At 69.0% G+C, this 19,381-nt stretch carries 22 protein-coding genes and 1 tRNA gene; 13 read left to right on the top strand and 10 right to left on the bottom strand.

Going from position 1 to position 19,381, the window contains the following annotated elements; genetic code table 11:
- Positions 1-704 (top strand): tetratricopeptide repeat protein (locus tag HNR30_RS17160; protein ID WP_181610831.1); only part of this gene is annotated, 704 nt, incomplete at its 5' end.
- A 122-nt stretch (positions 705-826) separates the two neighbouring features.
- On the opposite strand, the gene HNR30_RS17155 is transcribed toward HNR30_RS17160, so the two are convergent.
- Entirely contained in the window at positions 827-1,123 is a 297-nt protein-coding gene (locus HNR30_RS17155; RefSeq protein WP_181610830.1) for a winged helix-turn-helix domain-containing protein, read from the bottom strand.
- A gap of 49 nt (positions 1,124-1,172) precedes the next feature.
- Here HNR30_RS17155 and HNR30_RS17150 point away from each other — a divergent pair, with 49 nt between their 5' ends.
- Entirely contained in the window at positions 1,173-1,412 is a 240-nt protein-coding gene (locus HNR30_RS17150; RefSeq protein WP_181610829.1) for a hypothetical protein, read from the top strand.
- Here the strand turns inward: HNR30_RS17150 and HNR30_RS17145 are convergent.
- The gene (locus HNR30_RS17145) at positions 1,396-2,226 is read right to left on the bottom strand and encodes a hypothetical protein (RefSeq protein ID WP_181610828.1); all 831 of its coding nucleotides are present in this window, start codon (positions 2,224-2,226) and stop codon (positions 1,396-1,398) included. The two genes, HNR30_RS17150 and HNR30_RS17145, sit on opposite strands and share 17 nt — an antisense overlap.
- A gap of 1 nt (position 2,227) precedes the next feature.
- Complete coding sequence (locus tag HNR30_RS17140; protein WP_220133618.1) at positions 2,228-3,073, bottom strand: hypothetical protein; 846 nt, start codon at positions 3,071-3,073, stop codon at positions 2,228-2,230.
- A gap of 336 nt (positions 3,074-3,409) precedes the next feature.
- Between HNR30_RS17140 and HNR30_RS17135 the strand changes: the two genes are divergently transcribed.
- The 11 genes from HNR30_RS17135 (at position 3,410) to HNR30_RS17085 (ending at position 11,384) form a co-directional block, all read left to right on the top strand.
- Entirely contained in the window at positions 3,410-3,553 is a 144-nt protein-coding gene (locus HNR30_RS17135) for a hypothetical protein (protein ID WP_181610827.1), read from the top strand.
- Positions 3,554-3,612: 59 nt separating this feature from the next.
- The gene (locus tag HNR30_RS17130; protein ID WP_181610826.1) at positions 3,613-3,807 is read left to right on the top strand and encodes a hypothetical protein; all 195 of its coding nucleotides are present in this window, start codon (positions 3,613-3,615) and stop codon (positions 3,805-3,807) included.
- Positions 3,804-4,088, top strand: coding sequence for a WhiB family transcriptional regulator (locus HNR30_RS17125; protein ID WP_181610825.1), 285 nt, complete (start codon positions 3,804-3,806; stop codon positions 4,086-4,088). The genes HNR30_RS17130 and HNR30_RS17125 overlap by 4 nt, the downstream gene beginning before the upstream one ends.
- A gap of 189 nt (positions 4,089-4,277) precedes the next feature.
- Positions 4,278-4,439: a hypothetical protein gene (locus HNR30_RS17120; protein ID WP_181610824.1), complete on the top strand. Its 162-nt coding sequence runs from the start codon at positions 4,278-4,280 to the stop codon at positions 4,437-4,439.
- Positions 4,439-5,218: a hypothetical protein gene (locus HNR30_RS47805; protein ID WP_246378639.1), complete on the top strand. Its 780-nt coding sequence runs from the start codon at positions 4,439-4,441 to the stop codon at positions 5,216-5,218. Before HNR30_RS17120 ends, HNR30_RS47805 begins: the two co-directional genes overlap by 1 nt.
- Before the next feature lie 145 nt (positions 5,219-5,363).
- On the top strand, positions 5,364-7,571 hold the full coding sequence (locus tag HNR30_RS17110) for a hypothetical protein (RefSeq protein WP_220133617.1): 2,208 nt from the start codon (positions 5,364-5,366) through the stop codon (positions 7,569-7,571).
- 191 nt (positions 7,572-7,762) lie between these two features.
- Positions 7,763-8,050 (top strand): hypothetical protein, encoded by a 288-nt coding sequence (locus HNR30_RS17105; RefSeq protein ID WP_220133616.1) that lies wholly within the window; start codon positions 7,763-7,765, stop codon positions 8,048-8,050.
- Positions 8,047-8,895, top strand: coding sequence for a bifunctional DNA primase/polymerase (locus tag HNR30_RS17100; protein WP_181610823.1), 849 nt, complete (start codon positions 8,047-8,049; stop codon positions 8,893-8,895). Before HNR30_RS17105 ends, HNR30_RS17100 begins: the two co-directional genes overlap by 4 nt.
- A gap of 28 nt (positions 8,896-8,923) precedes the next feature.
- A complete protein-coding gene (locus HNR30_RS17095; protein ID WP_181610822.1) occupies positions 8,924-10,045 on the top strand; it encodes an AAA family ATPase in 1,122 nt (373 codons plus the stop codon).
- Entirely contained in the window at positions 10,042-10,236 is a 195-nt protein-coding gene (locus HNR30_RS17090; protein WP_246378637.1) for a helix-turn-helix domain-containing protein, read from the top strand. The genes HNR30_RS17095 and HNR30_RS17090 overlap by 4 nt, the downstream gene beginning before the upstream one ends.
- Positions 10,233-11,384: a tyrosine-type recombinase/integrase gene (locus tag HNR30_RS17085; RefSeq protein ID WP_181610821.1), complete on the top strand. Its 1,152-nt coding sequence runs from the start codon at positions 10,233-10,235 to the stop codon at positions 11,382-11,384. The genes HNR30_RS17090 and HNR30_RS17085 overlap by 4 nt, the downstream gene beginning before the upstream one ends.
- 84 nt (positions 11,385-11,468) lie before the next feature.
- On the opposite strand, the gene HNR30_RS17080 is transcribed toward HNR30_RS17085, so the two are convergent.
- The 7 genes from HNR30_RS17080 to HNR30_RS17050 form a co-directional block, all read right to left on the bottom strand.
- Positions 11,469-11,542: transfer RNA gene (locus HNR30_RS17080), tRNA-Thr, on the bottom strand.
- A 58-nt stretch (positions 11,543-11,600) separates the two neighbouring features.
- A complete protein-coding gene (locus tag HNR30_RS17075; RefSeq protein WP_246378635.1) occupies positions 11,601-13,097 on the bottom strand; it encodes an alpha/beta hydrolase in 1,497 nt (498 codons plus the stop codon).
- A gap of 33 nt (positions 13,098-13,130) precedes the next feature.
- Complete coding sequence (locus HNR30_RS17070; protein WP_376771742.1) at positions 13,131-13,964, bottom strand: PSP1 domain-containing protein; 834 nt, start codon at positions 13,962-13,964, stop codon at positions 13,131-13,133.
- Between the two features lie 91 nt (positions 13,965-14,055).
- Positions 14,056-14,403, bottom strand: coding sequence for a permease-like cell division protein FtsX (locus HNR30_RS17065; protein WP_181610819.1), 348 nt, complete (start codon positions 14,401-14,403; stop codon positions 14,056-14,058).
- A 110-nt stretch (positions 14,404-14,513) separates the two neighbouring features.
- Complete coding sequence (locus HNR30_RS17060) at positions 14,514-15,692, bottom strand: DNA polymerase III subunit delta' (RefSeq protein WP_181610818.1); 1,179 nt, start codon at positions 15,690-15,692, stop codon at positions 14,514-14,516.
- Between the two features lie 170 nt (positions 15,693-15,862).
- Positions 15,863-17,905, bottom strand: a complete 2,043-nt coding sequence (tmk, locus tag HNR30_RS17055; RefSeq protein WP_181610817.1) for a dTMP kinase — start codon at positions 17,903-17,905, stop codon at positions 15,863-15,865.
- 80 nt (positions 17,906-17,985) lie between these two features.
- Positions 17,986-19,335: a metallophosphoesterase gene (locus tag HNR30_RS17050; RefSeq protein WP_181610816.1), complete on the bottom strand. Its 1,350-nt coding sequence runs from the start codon at positions 19,333-19,335 to the stop codon at positions 17,986-17,988.
- Positions 19,336-19,381: the final 46 nt, after the last annotated feature.

The raw sequence follows: 19,381 nt of genomic DNA, 5'->3' as shown, positions 1-19,381 counted from the left end.
CCACGTACGCCTGGGCGATCGCCAGGCGCGGCCAGACCTACCAGGCCATGGAGCGCTATGAGGAAGCGCTGGCCGACTTCACCACAGCCATCCGCCTCGACCCCGATGATCCGGCTGACCATCTCGCCTTGGCGATGATCGGAGGTGGGACAGCCGTCAATAATGATCGTTACCAGTGGGTGGCCGACATCGAATCCGACGCCACCGAAGCCAACTTAATTGCACTACTTGTGATTGATTGGCTGATCTCTGAGGGCATTGCATCTCGTGAAAGGACATCGACTGGCGCCCACTTGCCCGGCGCCTCATATGCGATCAATCAGGATACTTCACCCGCTAATCACGTTCGCCGAATTACGGTGCACAAGAAGCGGGTTATTTGTCATCCAATGAAAGCCAGCTTCTTGACTTGTCCAAATTGTCGAGAAAGAACCCCGTTACGAGAAGCCGATCTACCCGCAAAGGCGTGGAACGAATTGTTCATCCTCGCACACCACTGGACCGCCGGCTATGCAGATCAGCGAGAATGCGCTAGCTGCAATGAATGCGCCTCGCTAGAAGATTGGCAAGTCGACCCGTCGTGGATATTCTGCCACTTCGCCCTCTGCTTCTGGAACTGGGAGCCACTCAACCCGGCAATCGTTGACCGACTTTCGGCACATCTCGCGCGCCATCTCGTCACTATCGGCCCTCTCGGGCAATAGCACTAACACACCTCACATCTCCTGCGGCGCGTTTGAGTATTCGACCGCAATGACGGCGTTAGCTTAGATGCATCACTTTTGATCGCTCTGGGCCGCCCTCGGCATCGAGTTACGTAGCGGCTTCATCCTTCTCGAGAGGTTGGCCACTCTTCGAACGCAGCGACAAACGTGCCACGCTGTGGCAGCGTAAATGCCCAGCCTTGCTCTCGCAGGTACTGAACGGCCTGGCGAGCAGTGTCGCGTGCTACACCGTGCTCTTGGACCATCTGCGACTCGGACGGGATCCGGTCGCGCGGCTGGAGCTTGCCAGCGCGGATGTCGGCAATGACCAGCTCGGCGAGCTGCCGGTAGATCGGGGTCGGGTCGAAGCGGTCCACAGTCACCTTGCGGACGTTAGCCACGTCGCCCACGCTGCTCATATGGGCAACGTGGTAGACGAGGTAGACAAGGCCGACGTATGGTCGAACCATGGCCAGCAGTCCGAATGACCATGGCTGGACGCCCTACGTCGATCACGGCACCCGGCTACGGGTTCGAGCCGTCCACCACCACGGCGACATCGATTACGAACTGTGCATGGAAGGCGGTCAGATGCTGATCCGCCGCCTGGACAATCACCGAAAGCCGGTCGTCATCTCCGAGTCCTATCGCGGGCTGGCCCGCCAGGCAGAAGACGCCTGGGCGAGCCTGATCAGGTCGCTGAGCTGAGCCCCTGGCAGAGCACAATTGTGGCGTCGTCGCTCACCTTGTACCGAGGCCAGCGCGACTTGCTCGCGTCCGCCAACTCGACCTCGCGCACCCGATAAAGCCACTCCCCCGGCCCTGCGTCCGCGAGCATCGCCAGGGCCTGGCCCCAATCCATCGCACTGTAGGTGTCCACGAGACAGGAAGCCCCGTCCGACATGGCAGCCACCGAGCGAACATCTCCAAGGGGAACCGAGCCGACCAAGGCATGGTCGGCTGCTTCCGGTACGGCCCCGGCCAGCCAGTAGCCGCCCTCGACGTTCCGAAGCTTGCGCTGGGTGGCGATGAGCTCCTCCAGGCGGTCACGCTGCTCCACGCTTCCTGGCGCTGCTGTCTTGGCCGCTCGGGAAAGGTCCCCCACCAGGGCATCGACCCGCTTGTCCGAGACGACCTCAACGCCGGCCCCTAGGTCGATGGCGACAGTGGCGTCTGAGAGCACGAGGTAGTCCAGCCGGTCACCGAACGCCCGTGCGATGGCCACGGTCGCCGAGGGCGTGCCGTCTGCTGTCAAGTCGCACGTGTCCGCGTGGCTTAAAGCCACCGCTTCCAAGGCCGCGTAGAGCACCCTCCTCAGTTCCCGGCCCGGCTCCCGCGACGCCACCGCAACGATCTGCGTGGCAAGGGAGCTGGCGTACCACGGGGTGCCATGGACGCACCCCGTGGTCAGTCGCGAGGTGCTGACGCCGTCAACTACGGCCACGAAGTCCGGAGTGGCCGCTACGGCATCCTCGTTGGGCAGTTCGTGTGTACCGGCCAGCGTGGCGAAGGACACGTCCATGTCAGGCCCCCGGCGCCAAGTAGAAGTCGGACGCGAGCTTCGTGGCCACGATCTCCCGGCCCGTGCTGCTCGGGTCGAAGTCGCACTCGATGATGGCGGAGAAGCGCTTGCCCTTGAGCTGCTTGTACATGTCGCCGATGTGGTGCTCCAGGAAGTGCGCGATGCCCGCCTCGCCGACCGCGTGGATTCCGGCCCCGTAGAGGAAGGTCCCCTTTCCATCGGGCCGACGCAGGCGGGCCAGATACGCATAGTCGCGCGGCTCCCCAGCGTCCATCGGTGAGCGGAACACCTTCCCGGCCCGGTGGTCGATGAGGTGCCAGCCTTCTTCGTCCTTGTCGAACGAGATCGCCTCATCCGACTCGATGACCTCGCGCAGGTTCGGGAAGTGACGCGGGCCGCACATGACGATGAGGTTATCGCGGTTCAGCCGGACGAAACCCCCACTTGCCTCGACCTCTGAGGTCGCATCCAGGCCAAGTAGCTTGGCCAACTGGCGGATGCGCTCGAAGGCGATCAGGTCGTCGTGCGGCACGACGGGCTGAGGGTCGGGCCGCCCTGTTTCGAGCTTGCCGACCATGACGACCGTGAGCGTGTCGGTGCCGAGGAAAGCCCGTTCGGGTGCCGGGCCTGACTTGAGGAGCTGGCCGACACGCTGACGGGTCATCCCGAGCGCCTCGCCGATCTGGGTGTTGTTCATGCCGCTGTCCACGAGCTCTTGCAGCGCCTCGCGCCGGACTCTGGCCAGCTCTTCCCCGCCTTTCTGGAACTCGTCGTGGACTCGCCCGGCCTCCTTGGCCCGTTCGAGCGGCTCTTTGATGCCCAGCACCTTGAGCACGTCTGGATGCATTTGACCCTCCATCGCAACCGGGACTTCACAGTAACACGCAAGGGGGGCTTGACATTGGTGATGAGTGCAAGTCAAGCTACTCTCCGTAAGCGCAAGTCCCCCTTTCGCAATACGCGAAGGGGAGAGTTTCGCTCACAGGAGCACGCCGGAAGACAAGGGAACGGCGGCACTCGTGCCGCACGCCGACGGGTTGGCGCTCTCGCACCTTGCACAAGTCCATCCGGGCCTCGCCTCCCACCGAAAAGGCGAGCCGCAGCGACCAATGTCCCTGCATATCCGCTCACTGTTCGTGGCGCCCGCAGAGGGCGCCACGAATCCAACGCGCCAAGGAACCTCGTGGAGATCCGCCTCACCGGCACCAGTGCCGAAGTCGCCGTGCTCCACCTACGCGACGTCTTCACCGTCTCCGCCGCTTCTGGCCTGTGCTCACGGGCCACCGACTCGCCCGTCCGCGTCTACCTGAAGCTTCAGACCTCATGAACACCCGCCTGCCCGAACCGCTCTCAACCGCCCTGACCTGCTTGAAAGGTGTCCTCACCATGCCCCACCGATCCGCCTACGCCGGTGTCTCCTGGACCGCGCCCGACGCCTACGGCGTCCAGTGGACCTGCGGCATCTGCGACGGCGCGGAAGAGTGCGCGCCCGGCGACGAACCGCCCTCCCCGCCCGTCTGCCACTCCTGCGCCCGGCTCTGCCTCCTGGACGCGCTCAGCGCCCTGGGGGTGAGCCTGTGAATCCCAGCATCGCCACGGTCCTGGCCGCCGGTCCCGTCTGCCAACTGGCCGACGCCGAGGTATTCACCGGCCCCGACCACGACGAACCCGATCCGGTACGGCAGGCGCGCGAAAGCCGCGTCAAGGCCATCTGCCACACCTGTCCTGCCCGCACGGCGTGCCTGGACTACGCCCTCGCCATCCGGCCCACCGAAGGGGTCTGGGCCGGATACACCGCCCGCGAACTGTCCGGCCTGGCCTACCTGCTGGGGCGCTTCAACCTGCTGAAGCAGGTGGCTTGAGATGGGCCGATTCCGCTGCGCCGACTGCGGCCAGCGCTCCGCGTCCGTCATCGGCTGCCCCCGCTGCGGCACCACAGCGGGCCGCCACACCACCCACTGCCCGGCGCACGGCCCGACCGGCCGCCCCGTCCCCGGTTGCGGGCCATGCCGCCGAGGCTTCCGCGCCCACCACTGAAGGGAGACCCGACCATGCTCACACTCCACCTGCTCTACGACGACCTGGCCCTCCGGCTCAAAATCCGCCGGATGACCCGCCGCCGCCAGGCCGACTGGATGCTCGCTGTCTGGGCGTCCGACCCGGCCAACTGGTGCGCCAAGCCCGCCTGCGCCCGCTGCTGGGGGTTGCACTGATGAACCGCAAATCCCGTTGGCCGCTGCTCCTGCTCGCCCTCCCCGCCGCCGTGGCCACCTGGTCCGGGTGGGTCGGGCTCGGCAGGATGACCGGCTTCGGAAAGGTCACCCCGCTGCCCGGCATCGCCGACAGCTTCGTCATCGACACCGCCATCACGCTCCCGATCGGAGTGGAGACCTACGCCGCCTACGCGCTCGGGGCGTGGTTCTCCTCCGCCACCGCGATCAGCCCCGCAACCCGGGGTTTCGCCAAATGGTCGGCGATCGGGTCACTCGCGCTCGGGATGCTCGGGCAGGTCGCCTACCACCTGCTAGAGATCGCCGGACAGACCAAGGCACCGGTCCTCATCACGACCGTGGTGTCCTGCCTGCCGGTCCTGGTGCTCGGCATGGGTGCCGCGCTCGGGCACATGCTCGCCCGCGACCTGCACACCGGCCTCGCCGAGACAAAGGAGGAACCGCCCGTCGAGATCACCGAAGTGGCCAAGCCACCTCGCGCACCTCGCCCGACCCGGAGCACACCGCCCCGCCGTACGAGCAAACCGCGCCGGGCCGCGACGCCGGACGTGGACGACCTGATGCCGCTCGGCTGGCAGATCGCCGCCGACCTCGACCGCCAGGACGTGCCGCTCACCCGTAACCGGCTCAAGGAAGCCATCAAGCAGACCGGCCAGAGCATCTCGACCGACCGCGCCGGGGCGCTGCTGGCCCGGCTCAAGGCTGAAGCCCCGACCGGCCCGACCGCGACGGTCGGACCGCTCCCAGCGGAGGCAGCATGACCACCCGAACGAGCGCGGACGCCAAGCGGTCCGACCGCTCATCCTCAATGACCAGCAAGCAGGGCACGGCCCCAACTCTGCCAAGAACCGTGACCGTGCCCTGCCACCCCGCTACCCGCAGCAACGAGTACGAGGTGCACTCATCATGACTTACGACCCGGCCAACGACGACATACAGCCCGACCGGCCAGACGCCGAGGTGGTGCCGCTCGACGAACACCGCCGTGCCCGCCACCCCGACCGTTCCAGCCAGAGCGGTCCGACCGGCCCCGACGAGAGCGGTCCGGCCGACCGGCGGAGCGGCAACCGCGACACCTCGTATGAGATCGAACTCGACCCGCCCCCGTCCGCCGAGGCCGGACCGGTCCCCGTGGACCTTCCTGACAGCATGGTCCCGGCACAGGTCACCCAGGCACGGCGTCCGATCATCCCGACCGGTCTGCACCGCGCCAACATCGGCGCGACCGCGAAGGCTGCGCTGGGCCGGTCGGCGCACATCACCGCCTTCCACGCGGTCCGCTCGCCGTGGTACCTGGTCAAGGTCCTGGCGTACGCGCTGACCGGCCTGGCCCGGCTAACCGGTCGGCAACTCAAGTGGTGGTGGGTCGCCGAACAGTACGCGCTCACCCAGCAGGCCGCCACCCGCAACGACGCCGACCTGTGGCTCAAACTCCACCGGGAAGGAAAGGTCACCAGGCGTTGGCGCGGCGGAGTCCTGGCCGCCGAACTCCTCGCCCTGGCGATAGCCGTACCGCTGGCCGTCTTCAAACTGGAATCACTCTGGCAGGCCACCCTCGTGGCCGTGCTGGTGCCGGTGCTGGCCTGGTACGGCAAGCCTCACGGGCACGCGCTCATCCCGGCCGCCGTCGTCGCCCGCCGCTACCGGAGGCTCAACAGCGACATCGTGCTGCGCGCCTACTACGCCGCAGGGCTCGGCCACCCGGACAAGCCGAACCTGCGCGTCGAGTTCGGCACCGCGATGGCCCGCGAAGGCAACGGCAGCAAGGTCCTGGTCAACCTGCCCTACGGCAAGACCTTCGCCGATGCGATCAACGCCCGGGAGAAGATCGCATCCGGCCTGGACGTCGCCCTCGCTCAGGTCACCGTGTCCCGCGATCCGGAGTCGCACCGCTCGCACTGGCTGTGGGTCGCCGACTCCGACCCGCTCGCCTCCGCCGCCGGCCGTACACCGCTGCTGGCCTGCAAGCCCACCGACATCTGGCAACCGGCCCCGCTCGGCCTGGACGAACGCGGCAACCTCGTCACCCTGACGATGCTGTGGAATTCGATCCTGGTCGGCGCTCAGCCGCGCCAGGGCAAGAGCTTCACGGCCCGGCTCCTGGCGCTGTATGCCGCCCTCGACCCGTACGTCAGCCTGGACGTGTTCGACGGCAAAGGTTCGCCGGACTGGCGCAAGTTCGCCTTGGTGGCGCACTCGTGCGGGTTCGGCTTCACCGTCACCCGCGACGGCGACCCACTCCAGACGTTCGTGCAGACCCTGCGCGACCTCAAGGCCGACGTGCAAGCCCGCTACCAGAAACTCTCCGAGCTGCCGGTGGACGTCTGCCCCGAGGGCAAACTCACCCGCGCCATCGCCCGCGACCCGAAGTACGGCATGCCGGTCCGCGTCGTGGTGATCGACGAGTGCCAGGAGTACTTCGACACCGGTGACAAGGAGCTGAACAAGGAGATCGCCGGACTGCTGGTGTTCCTGGTCAAGGTCGCCCCCGCCGCCGGGGTGGTGGTGCTGGACGCCACGCAGAAGCCCGGCGGGGTCGGCACCGGCGACACCGCCACCGCCTTCACCAGCTTCCGCGACAACCACCAGGTCCGCATCGCCCTGCGCACCGGCTCCTGGCAGGTGTCGGATCTGGTGCTCGGCTCCGGGGCGTACTCCGAGGGGTTCGACTCCTCCACGCTGCTGGCCTCCTACAAGGGCGTCGGCATCCTGCGCGGAGCATCCGACGAGACCCCGACCGTCCGCTTCCACCTGGCCGACTCCGAGGATGCCGAACGCATCCTCCAGGCCGCCCGCAAGCTCCGCGAACGCGCCGGAACACTGTCTGGCCACGCAGCCGGGCAGCAGGCGGTACGTGAAATCCGTGACGTACTGGCCGATGCGCTGACCGTCTTCGAGGGCTCAGAGTCCGGCCTGCCGTGGACGGTGCTGGCCGCCCGGCTGGTCGAGCGGATCCCGGAGCACTACGGCGACCTGACCGCCGAGGCGATCTCGGCTCAGCTCCGCGCGCTCGCGGTGCCGTCGGTCGACATCAAGCGGGACGGCAAGGCGCTCAAGGGCGCCAAGCGCGACGCCGTCCAGCTGGCCATCACACGCCGCGAGATCACCGGCTGAACCACCCCGGCTCACGGCCCGGCGAACCACCTTCCGAGGGGTTCGCCGGGTCGCGACCCACCCGCGACCGGTCGCGCCCGCGCGACCGGTGCCGCAACCCGCGAAACCGCGCTTGATCAGCGGAAATATCCGCAGGTCGCGGGTAGCGGCACGCCTCCCAACCCCGCTGAAACACGCCCTGGAGCCGTCCCATGACCTTCCTGGCCGCGACCGCGACCACCGACCCCGCGACCAACATCGCGACCCTTCTACCCCTCGCCGGAATCCTCGCTGTGACCCTGTGGGCGCTCGGCTATGCCGCCGCCTGTGCCACCTCCCCGTTCGCCCGCTGCAACCGCTGCGGCGGACGCGGCAAGACCCTCACCGCCCGAGGCCACCTCAAGCGCTTCTGCCGCCGCTGCAAAGGCACCGGCCTACGGCTGCGCTGGGGCCGCCGCCTGTTCAACGCCCTGCACCACTTCTTCGGAGCCGCCCGATGACCCACCCACTGCCCTACGCCCTGGCCGCCGCCGCACGCGGCTGGCACGTCTTCCCCCTCGCGCATGGAACCAAGGTGCCGCCCCGCGGTTTCACCTGCTGGGAGGCCAAGGCCACCACCGACCCCGGCCAGATCCGCGCCTGGTGGGGGCGTGAGCCGTTCAACATCGGTATCGCCACCGGCCCGAGCAACCTCGTGGTGATCGACCTCGACACCCCGAAGGACCCCACAGACACGCACACCGGAGCCGACACTCTGATCACGCTCGCAAACGGGCAGGCCATCCCTGACACCTTCACCGTCCGGACCGGACGCGGCGGCACCCACCTCTACTACACCGTGCCCGGGGGAACCCGGCTGGCCAACACCACTGGCACGCTCGGCCACTTGATCGACACCCGCGCCCACGGCGGCTACGTCGTCGGCCCGGGAAGCCTGGTCGCCACCGGGCCGTACGCCGTCACCAACCCGGCGCACGCCGTACCCCTGCCGGATTGGCTGGCTGAACGCCTGGCCCCGGCCCCGCTCCCACCGCAACAGCGGGTCACCATCACGCTCGGCACCGACCGACGCGCCATCTACCTACACGCGGCCATCGCCGGGGAAGTCGAGCGGATCACCCGCTCACCCGAACACGGCCACAACAACGCGCTCTACCAAGCCGCCGTCGCCCTCGGCCAGCTCGTCGCCGGACGCGAACTGCCCGAACCCGAGGTGACCTCACTCCTACTCAACGCGGCCCGCGCGGTCGGCCAGCCGTACGGCGAAGCCAACCGGACCATCGCCTCCGGCCTGCGCGCCGGAGCCCGCCGGCCCCGCACCCTCTCATCCGGCACAGCCGCCTGACCTGGCCGCCAACGAAAGCGAGAAGCCTATGGAACGTCCCAACCACCTGCGCCTGGTCAACGGTGATGCGGTCAATGCGCCCAACCATGGCCAAGCCTTCCGCACCTCGTGGACCGCCGACGAACTCATGGCCATGACCTTCCCCAAAGTGCGCTGGGCCGTGCCCGGCATCCTCGCCGAAGGACTCATCCTGTTCGCCGGACCGCCCAAGGTCGGCAAGAGCTGGCTATCACTCGGTACGGCTGTCGCCGTCGCGAGCGGCGGCAAAGCGCTGGAAGCCATCGACGTAGAGCCCGGCCCGGTGCTCTACCTCGCTCTGGAAGACACCCCGCGCCGCCTGCAGAACCGCATGGGCAAGATCCTTGGTGGCCGGTCCGCGCCTAAGAATCTGACCCTGGCCACCTCGTGCCCACCGCTGCCGAGTGGCGGGGAGAAGGCCATCGCCGGATGGCTGGACCGCAATCCAGGCGCCCGCCTGGTCGTCATCGACGTGTTCGCCAAGGTGAAGGGCATACCCGCGCCCGGGCTGTCGGCCTATGAAGCCGACTACGCCGCGATGGGGCATGCCAAGCGGCTGGCCGACACGTTCGGTGTGGCCATCGTCCTGGTCCATCACGTCCGCAAGATGGGCTCCGACGACTTCCTTGAACAGGTGTCGGGCACCAACGGCCTGGCCGGTGCCGCCGACTCAACGTTGGTGCTCAAGCGCGCCCGAGGCACCGCCGACGGCGTGCTCCACGTGACCGGCCGCGATGTCGAAGAAGCCGAATACGCCCTGTCTTTCCAACCGGCCGCCGGGGCCTGGCACCTGCTCGACGGCCCGCCCGAGGACCACACGCTCGGCGACACCCGCGCCGCGATCATCCGCTACCTGCGCGCCAACCCGAACATGCAGCCCAAGGCCATCGCCGAAGCCACCGGCCTGGCTCACGACAACGTCCGCAAGACGTGCCCGCGCATGGCCGCCGACGGCCAGCTCCGCGTAGACGCCACCGGGCGCTACCGGCTGCCAGGGACAGAGGACCCCGAAGGTGTCACTCCTGTCCCCGCTGTCCCCGAATCACTCTCGACCAGCGGAAACGCCACCAGTTCTGAGGGACACCCGGCCCTTCTGGGTGTCCCTGCTGTCCCTGAACAGGAGAACTCTTGATCACCCTCGACGACACCCAGCTCTACCGGATCACCGACGTCATGCAGTTGCTCAGGCTCAGCAGAAGCCTGCTCTACGACCAGATACGCACCGGCCGCCTGCCCTCCGTCAAGCAAGGCCGCGCCCGCCTCATCACCGCCAACGGCATTCGCAGCTACATCGCTCTCCTGGAGAATGAGGCATCCCGATGACCAAGCGACGCAGCAGAGGTGAGGGCGAGCTGCGCTGGGACGAAACCCGTCAGCGCTGGATTGCCACCTTCACGGTGGGCTACACGCCCGACGGAAGGCGCATCAGGAAGAAGGCCACCGGTAAGACGAAGACCGAAGCCAAGGAGAAGCTCAAGGAGATCATCCGCGACTACGAGGACGGCCTGACCCTCGCGCGCGGAAACGCCACGGTCGAAGAGGCCGTCAACGACTGGCTCAACTTCGAGCTGAGTCGCCGCGACACGGCCACCTACGAAGCAGGACAGACCATGTGCCGCCTCCACGTCATCCCGGCCCTGGGCAAGCTGAAGCTCCGCGAACTCAGTGCACAGGATGTGGACAAGTGGCTCATGGCGAAGTCCAAGGCCCTGAGCACGAGCACGCTCCGCCTGATCAGGTCGTACCTGAACAGATCCGTCAAGCGCGCGATGGCCCGCGACCTTGTGAAGCGCAACGTCGTAGAGCTCTGCTCAGTCCCGCGCGGCAAGGAGGGCCGCCCATCTAAGGCGCTCACTCTGGCTCAGGCGGAAGCCGTCCTCAAGGCAGCCGAGGGAGCGCGCATGCAGGGCTACATCGTCCTGGCCCTGCTGACCGGTGCGCGCACCGAGGAACTCAGAGCGCTGACCTGGGATCACGTGGACCTTGATGGCGACCCCGAAGCAGTGCCCGCCGTACCGCCCCATGTGGCCGTCTGGCGCTCCGTGCGGGCCGGTGGCGACACCAAGACCCGTAAGTCCCGCCGCACCCTGGCGCTTCCACAGAGAGCCGTGGAAGCGCTCCAGACCCAGAAGGCCCAACAGGAGGAAGAGAAGAAGGCCGCCGGGGGCCGGTGGACGGACCAGGGCCTCGTGTTCGCCTCGCTGGTAGGCACGGAGCTGGACTCACACAACGTCCGCCGCGCCTTCCGCCTGATCATCGCCAAGACCGACCTGGACCCGACGAAGTGGACGCCCCGCGAGCTACGGCACAGCTTCGTGTCCCTGCTCTCGGACCAAGGCATTCCACTGGAGGAGATCTCCCGCCTGGTCGGCCACAGCAGCACGGCGGTGACCGAACTGGTCTACCGCAAGCAGATCCGACCCGTCATCCAAGAGGGCGCGAAGGCCATGGATCGGATCTTCAAGATATGAGACCCAAAGAGTTAGGCACCCAGTTAGGCACCCAGAAGATCAAAAAGGCCCTTCCGGATCATCCGGAAGGGCCTTCTACCTGGGAGCCGCCTTCGGGATTCGAACCCGAGACCCCTTCATTACGAGTGAAGTGCTCTGGCCGACTGAGCTAAGGCGGCGTGCCGTACAGGCGAGAAGCAGTCTACAGGACCCACCCCACTCCTCGCTCACCCCCGATCAGCGAATGTCCGGACACACAACCTCCTCCCCCGGCACCACCCCCGTCACCAGGTACCGATCCACCACCTCATCCACACACCCCGACCCGTTGAAGTAGGCCGTATGCCCGTCACTGTCGAACCCCAGCAAAACCCCCGACTCCAGCTGCCCGGCGAGCGACTCCGCCCATGAGTACGGCGTGGCCGGATCGCGGGTGGTCCCGATGACCAGGATGGGCGCCGCACCAGCCGCGCGCAGGGGCCGGGGCTTCGAGGGCGCTGCGGGCCAGAAGGCGCACGGGAGGGAGCTCCACGTGAGGTAGCTGCCGAACGCGGGCGAGATCCGGTCGGCCGCCTGGGCGGCCTGGGCGTAGGTCTGGGGGTCGCGGGGGTACGGGGCGTCGATGCAGTTGATGGCGACGTTGGCGGCCGTCTGGTTGGAGTAGGTGCCGTTGGCGAGGCGGCCGACGAGGTGGTCGGACTGCTGGAGGAGGAGGGTGCCGTCGCCTGTCCGCGCCTGGCGGAGGGCGGCGGTGAGGATGGGCCAGCCCGAGCGGTCGTAGAGCGGGGTGAGGGCGCCGAGGGTGGCGAGTGATTCGGTGACGGGGCGGGCCGCGTGTAAGGGCGCGGTGTCCGTACGGCGGAGCAGGGCCGCCAGTTCTTGGGCGGCTCCCGAGATGGTGCGGGAGCTGAAGGGGCAGTCGGAGTCGGCCAGGCAGTAGCGCAGGTAGGAGCGGAAGGCGGTGTCGAAGGCGAGCGCCTGCTCGGTGTTGAGGGTCAGGCGGGGCAGGGCGGGATCGAGGGCTCCGTCGAGGACGAGGGCACGCACCCTCGCCGGGAACAGCTCCGCGTACGTGGCGCCCAGGAGGGTGCCGTACGACTTGCCCAGGTAGGTGAGCTGCGGGTCGCCGAGCGCGTCTCTGAGGAGGTCGAGGTCGCGCGCCACGTCGATGGTGCCGATGTGCGGCAGGAGTTTGGCCGAGTGGGCTTGGCAGGCGGCGGCGAAGTCGCGGGAGGCGCTCACCAGGGCGTCTTGCTCGTCCGCGGTGTCGGGGGTGGTGTCGAGCGCGAGGAAGGTGTCGAGGCCGGCGTCGTCGAGGCAGTGGACGGGCGAGGATCGGCCGACGCCGCGCGGGTCGAAGCCGACGATGTCGAAGCGTTCGAGGACGGGTTCGCTGACGATGGAGCGGGCCGCCCGGGCGTAGTCGAGGCCCGAGACGCCGGGGCCGCCGGGGTTGACCACGAGGGAGCCGATGCGGTCGCCGCCAGCGGGGAGGCGGGTGAGGCTCAGCTCCAGTTGCTCACCCTGGGGGCGGGTGTGGTCGAGGGGGACGGTGAGGGTGCTGCACTCCATGTCGTCGCCGCAGGTGTGCCACGTCAGCTTGGTCGGCTCCGCGCGGCCGCCGCAGGCGGTGAGGATGGCGAGGACCGACACCCCCGCGGCGAGGGCCGGGGCCAGGCGGGCGCGGCGATTCGGGCCGCTTCCCAGTCGCCTGGGGCGCACGGTGAAACCCAAGCCGCCTCCCTGGGTGATGATCGACGAGGGACGTCAGGTGGTCGGCTCCCCCTCTGCTCCGCCGTACGCCTCATCGTGTTGGATGCGCGGGCCGCACACGCTGGCCTTGGAGCACGCGCATCGGCGGCCGCCGTCGTTGAGCCTGACGACCAGCGAGTCGGAGGGCACGTTGTGGCCCACGACCACGCCGGAGCCTTCAGGGGTCTCGACGTTGGCCCCGAGCCGGGGGGCGGAGGCGCGGAACTCTTGGTACAGCGGGTGTTCGTACTTCAGGCAGCACATCAGCCGCCCGCACGCTCCGGCGATGCGCATGGGGTTGACCGGCAGGTCCTGGTCCTTGGCCATGCGGACGGAGACCGGCTCGAAGTCCTTCAGGAAGGTGGCGCAGCACAGGTCACGCCCGCAGGGGCCGATGCCGCCCTGGAGCCTGGCCTCGTCGCGGGGACCGATCTGGCGCAGTTCGACCCTGGCCCGCAGGTTGCGGGCCAGGTCGCGCACCAGCGCCCTGAAGTCGACCCGGTGCGGGGCGGAGAAGTAGACCGTGTAGACGTTGTCGGCGTCGAGGTAGTCGATGCCGACGACCTTCATGGGCAGGCTGTGGCGTTTGATCAGGCGTTTCGACACGCTGCGCGCCTCGGCCCTGCGGCGGCGGTTGGTCTCGTCGCGGGTGAGGTGTTCGTCGTCGGCGATGCCGCCGCAGACGGGCAGGCCGTCAACGTCTTCGCTGACGTATTGCGGTGCCCAGACGCACTCGGCCACCTCTGGACCCGAATCGGTGGGAACCAGGACCCGGTCGCCCACCTTGGGAGAGTGAGAACCGGGATCGAGGTAGTAGAGCCTTCCGTAACGGGTGAAGCTCACTGCCATGATCATGCCCATGGGGAGGAGCTCGCTTCCTGACGGCCTCGGGGGTCCATAGGGCCTATCCTTGCCACCCTCCCGCTGTCTCACACCTCCATCACCCGCACTGCTCGGCTGGGATCGCACCGGGATCGCACCGGTGGTCGACGATCCTGGAGACGCCCGGCATGCCGCCCACCTGGTCGCGGAGTGCGCGGCTGCTGGCCCCGGCGCGCAGGGTCAGGCGGAAGGACTCCGTCATGTCGGCGGGCCCGGGAACCTTCGGAAGTCTCTCTCCGGCCTCGGTTCCCTGAAGGTTGGCGAACGCCTGCGCCTGGCCCTCGAAGACGATCGAGCGGACGTCGGGCTGGAGCTCGAGATAGTGGTGGATGGCCTGCAGCTGGGTCGGGGTCGCGGACCGGCCGCCACAGGAGTGTTCGGCCGAGCCGCGATGACACAGGAACACGGTGACGTCGGTCCCGAAAGCTCGCCCGCCCGCCTCGACGGGCGCGATTCCGCTTCCCCATCACAGAGACGCCGCAGAGCCCCGTCTGCTGCTCCCGTCACCGAGATCTTTTAGCGAGGCGCCCGCAGGGACAGGGTCATTGCCTCGACCGCCATCTGCGGGTTGACGTTGGCCTCGAGGCGCTCGCGGCACTGCATGATCGCCTCGATGCGCAGCAGCGTCTCGTCAGGGGTCGAGGCACGCGCCAGCCGGTCGAGGTCGTAGCGGTGGTCGTCGTTGGCCAGCTCGACCCCGGAGCCGAACTGCATCGCCAGCACGTCGCGATAGAACCCGGCCAGCTCCAGCAGCGCGGCGTCGAGCGTGTCGCGCTTGATGCGGGTCGCGCGCGACTTCTGCCGGTCTTCGAGCTCCTTCAGGGCCCCGGCGCCGCCTCGCACGAGCCCGCGGTTGAGCCCCTTGCCCGTCGAGCCCTCGCCGTAGAGCTTGCGCAGCTCGGCCGTCTCCGTCTCGTTGAGCACCGAGGTGGCCGCAGCGGCTTCCTCTTCGGCCGTCTTGACCAGGCGCTCGGCGGCCACGACGCATTCGCCGACACCCGACAGGGACGCCGGGATCGCCAGCACGGCCTCGCGGCGCCGGCGCGCGCCGTCGTCGAGCGCCAGCCGCCGTGCCCGGTCGAGGTCGCCCTGCGCGGCCCGCGCCGCGAACGCGGCGGTCTCCGGCGGCACGTTGTCGCGCGTGGCCAGGACGTGGGCCACCGCCTCCGTCGACGGGATCACCAGGGTGACCACGCGGCACCGGGACCTGATCGTGATCAGCAGGTCGTCGGCCGACGGCGCGCACAGCAGCCACACCGTGCGCGCCGGCGGCTCCTCGATGGCCTTGAGCAGGGCGTTGGCGGCGCCTTCCGTGAGCCGGTCGCCGCCCTCGAAGAGCATCACGCGCCAGCGGCCCTGCGTGGGCGCTCCTGCGGCCCTCAGGATGAGCTCGCGCGCCTGCTTCACGCCGTAGGAGAGCCCGGCGGGGCGCACGTGCTCGAGGTCGGGGTGGGAGCCGATGTAGACCTGGTGGCAGTGGTCGCAGTGGCCGCAGCCGCTGTCGGGGCAGAGCAGGGCCGCCGCGAACGCCCTGGCCGCGCTCTCGCGCCCGGCGCCGGGCGGGCCGGTGAACAGCCAGGCGTGGGTCATGCCCGCGCCGCGCCCGCCGCCGACGACCTCGCGCGCCGCCGCGGCGGCCCGCTCCAGCACCGCTGTCGCGCGCTCCTGGCCTACGAGATCATCGAAAACGCCCACGCGGAAAGGCTATCCCTCCGCACCGACCGAATCTCACCGCGCGAGAACATGATCTTGTACGGCACGCACGGGTCACCCCCACCCGCCGCACCCGGCCGGGCCCCGTCCAGGGAGACGGCCGACCAGCGCGCAGGGCGGGCCGCCGATACGCGACGGCTGCGCACCGCAGCTCAGTCACGAATCGCCGGCATGGTCCCCGTGATGTCCTCCGACGTCTGCGGCACCGGATCGGGCAGGATCTCCCGCACCCGGTCCTGGACCACCCGCGTGATCTCATCGAGCCCCAGGGTCCCGTCGACCACGAGATACCGCTCCGGCGCCGCCGCGGCCAGCGCCCTGAACTCCTTGCGCACCCGCTCGTGGAACTCCACCGGCTCCGACTCGATGCGGTCGGCCGCGCCCCCGAGGCGACGCAGCCCGATCTCGGGCGGCGTGTCGATGAGGACCGTCAGGTGCGGCACCAGCCCCCCGGTCGCCCACGCGTTGACCTTCGACACGTCCTCGGGATCGAGCGCCCGCCCCGCCCCCTGGTAGGCCAGGGACGAGTCGACGTACCGGTCCGTCACGACCACGGCTCCCCGGTGCAGAGCCGGGCGGATGACCTTCTCGACGTGCTCGGCCCGGTCGGCGGCGTACAGCAGCGCCTCGGAGCGGGCCGACAGCCCCTTCTCGGCCGCGTCGAGCAGGATGGCGCGCAGCCGCATGCCGACCTTGGTGGAGCCGGGCTCGCGGGTCTGGACCACGTCGTAGCCCTGGTCGCGCAGCCAGATCGCGACCATGCGCGACTGGGTGGTCTTGCCGGAGCCCTCGCCGCCCTCGAAGGCGATGAACAGCCCCGGCACGTGCTCAAGCGGCTCCGAGCCGTACCGCTCGCCGCGCACGGCGGCCAGCAGGTCGGAGGTGAACGGGATCCCCGCGCGGTCGTCCATGTGCCGCAGGCCGACGACGCCGACGATCGTGGCCAGCGCGCCGCCGACGACCAGAACCAGGTTGGTGCCGTCGAAGACGTAGACGAGGCTCGCGACCTCCAGCCTGTGGCTGCCGAACAGGGCCGCCAGGGGCCCGGCCACCGCGACGACGAGCAGCAGCACCACCCTGGCCGTCGACTGCAGGAAGGAGAAGGTGCGCCCGCGGAGCGAGTCGTCGACCTCGAGCCCGATCAGGGTGTAGCCGATGATCCAGGCGATGCCCGCGCACGCGCCGAGCAGCACCGTCAGCATGACCACGATCACCAGGTTGTGGATGAGCGCGATGGCGATCAGCACCAGCCCCGCGACCACGATCGCCAGCCCGAACAGGCGACGGCGCGACAGCTCGCCCAGCAGCCTCAGCCCGAAGAACATGCCCAGCGCCATGCCGACGAAGACCGCGCCGAACACCACGCCGTAGGCCGCGTCGCCACCCTGGAGTGCGGTCACGTAGGGCTTGGCCACGCCGATCACCGCGCCACCGGCGGCGAAGGTGCCCAGCATGCCGATGACCAGGCCCCGGATCAACCGGTTGCCGCCCACGAAACGCCAGCCCTCGATGATCTGCTTGAACACCGACGGCGTGGAGATCTCGCCCCTGCGCCGGGGGATGTCCTTGAGGGTGAAGACCAGGAAGGCGGAGACCAGGTAGGCGCCGGCGTTCACCAGGAGCGCCCACGCGCTGGACAGCCACACGTCCGCGCCGAACAGGCTCACCACGACCGACAGCGCCGCGAACAGGGCGGCGGCCAGCGGAGCGGTGCCGTAGGTCACCAGCAGGTTGAGCTGGTTGGCCTGCTCGAGCCGCTGCGGAGGCACCAGATTCGGCACCGTGGCGTCCTTGGCGGGAACCCAGAAGAGGTTGACGCACTCCACCAGCACGGTCGCGATGATGATCCACCGGTAGGCGACGTCGTTGGACGCGACCCACACCACGGCCGGGATGGACACGACCAGGAGGAAGCGTGTCAGGTCGGCGACCACCATGGTCACCCGCCTGTCGAACCGGTCGGCGAACGCGCCCGCGACCGGGCCCAGGATGATCGCCGGGAGCATCTTGGCGATGAACACGCCGCCCACCGCCAGCGACTGCGCGCGGAAGTCGCCCTGGGCCATGAGGTTTCCGGCCAGGGCGGTCAGCGCCAGGATGTTCAGCCAGTCGCCCAGGCTGCAGGCTGACATGGCCAGCCACAACCTACGGAAAGGGGCGTTTGCCAGCACATGTGCCGGCCTGCGGGCGGTCATAGTGTCAGCGTATCCAGGTGCTCACTCGGCCAGGTATGAAGATTCGCGCCGGATATGCCCGGCTGCTTGGCCAGAGGGTATTACGTCCGCCCACCGGCTGCCCCGATTTCCAGCAGGGTGATCTCGGGCGGCGCACCGACCCGGACCGGCGGGCCCCAGAAGCCTGCCCCCCGGGTGACATACACCTGGACGCCGCCGACAGTCTTCAGGCCGGAGACGACCGGCTGCTGCAACGGGACGACGAGGTTGAACGGGACCATCTGGCCACCGTGGGTGTGTCCGGACAGCTGGAGGTCGACGCCGAACGCGCTCGCCTGCCGTACCTGGAGCGGCTGGTGGGCCAGCAGCACGGTCGAGCGGCCCGGGGCACGGCCGCCCAGCGCGGCCTCGAAGTCGGGGCCGTCGTCGAAGGAGGTGCCGTTGACGTCGTTGACGCCCGCCAGGTCGAGCACGGCGCCGCCGTGGGCGATCTCGACCCGGGAGTTGCGCAGCGAGCGCACGCCGAGCTCGTCGAGCTCCTGGACCCACTCGTCGGGGCCGTTGGCCGTGTAGTACTCGTGGTTGCCGGTGACGAAGTAGGAGCCGTAGCGGGAGCGGAGCTCGCCCAGCGGCTGGGCGAACCTGCCGAGCTCGGCCACGGTGCCGTCGACCAGGTCACCGACGATCGCGACCACGTCGGGCTTGAGGTCGTTGATCATGCGGACGATGCGCTCCGAGTGGTCGAGCCCGGTGAGCGGGCCCAGGTGGATGTCGCTGACCACGGCGAACCGCAGACCGCTCAGCCGTGGGTCGAGCTTGGGGAGGGTGACCTTGACTGGCTCGATGACGGGATCGCCGAGCGCGGTGCCGATGCCGTACCCGACCGTGCCGAGCGCACCGACGCCGGCGGCCAGGGCGGCGGTGCGGGCGACGAACAGGCGCCTGGTGAGGAGCTCGGGGCGAGGGGCGGCGGCCGGGGGTGTCGATGAGGCCACGGCCGGCTTGGCGGCGACCTGAGCCGTCGCAGCGCCGACGACGGAGGCAGAGGCGGAGGCCGCGGTCGGTGAGGCGACCGTGGCCGCGGTCGCTGGGGCGCCCGACGGCACCTCAGCAGGGCTCGCCGGCTGGGCATCCACCGGCGCCCGGTCCCCGACGCCGCGCCGTACGACACGGTTGGCCACGAAGCGCGGCACCTCGAGCACCACCAGGTAGACGACCAGATAGAACATGATCGCCAGCCAGAGGAACCCCGGCCACGCCAGCCAGTGCCCCCACTCCATGCGCGATCCCACGAAGGTCACCGGCACCAGCACACCCAGCGCGACCAGCACGACCGTCAGCACCCGGCGCAGGCGCCCCGGCAGGGTGGTGGCGCGCACGAGCCGGTGCCACAGGTAGAAGTGCACGCCCAGCACCACCAGGGCGACCGTCGCAGCGAAACCAAGAATCACGTCCGCAATGCTACGGGCCACAGGCTGAGACCATTCTCAGCCTGTG

This window comes from Nonomuraea soli (assembly GCF_013761175.1).
Classification (GTDB): domain Bacteria; phylum Actinomycetota; class Actinomycetes; order Streptosporangiales; family Streptosporangiaceae; genus Nonomuraea; species Nonomuraea soli.
Note: the sequence above shows the minus strand (reverse complement) of the source record. Positions and strands in the feature narration are given on the sequence as shown.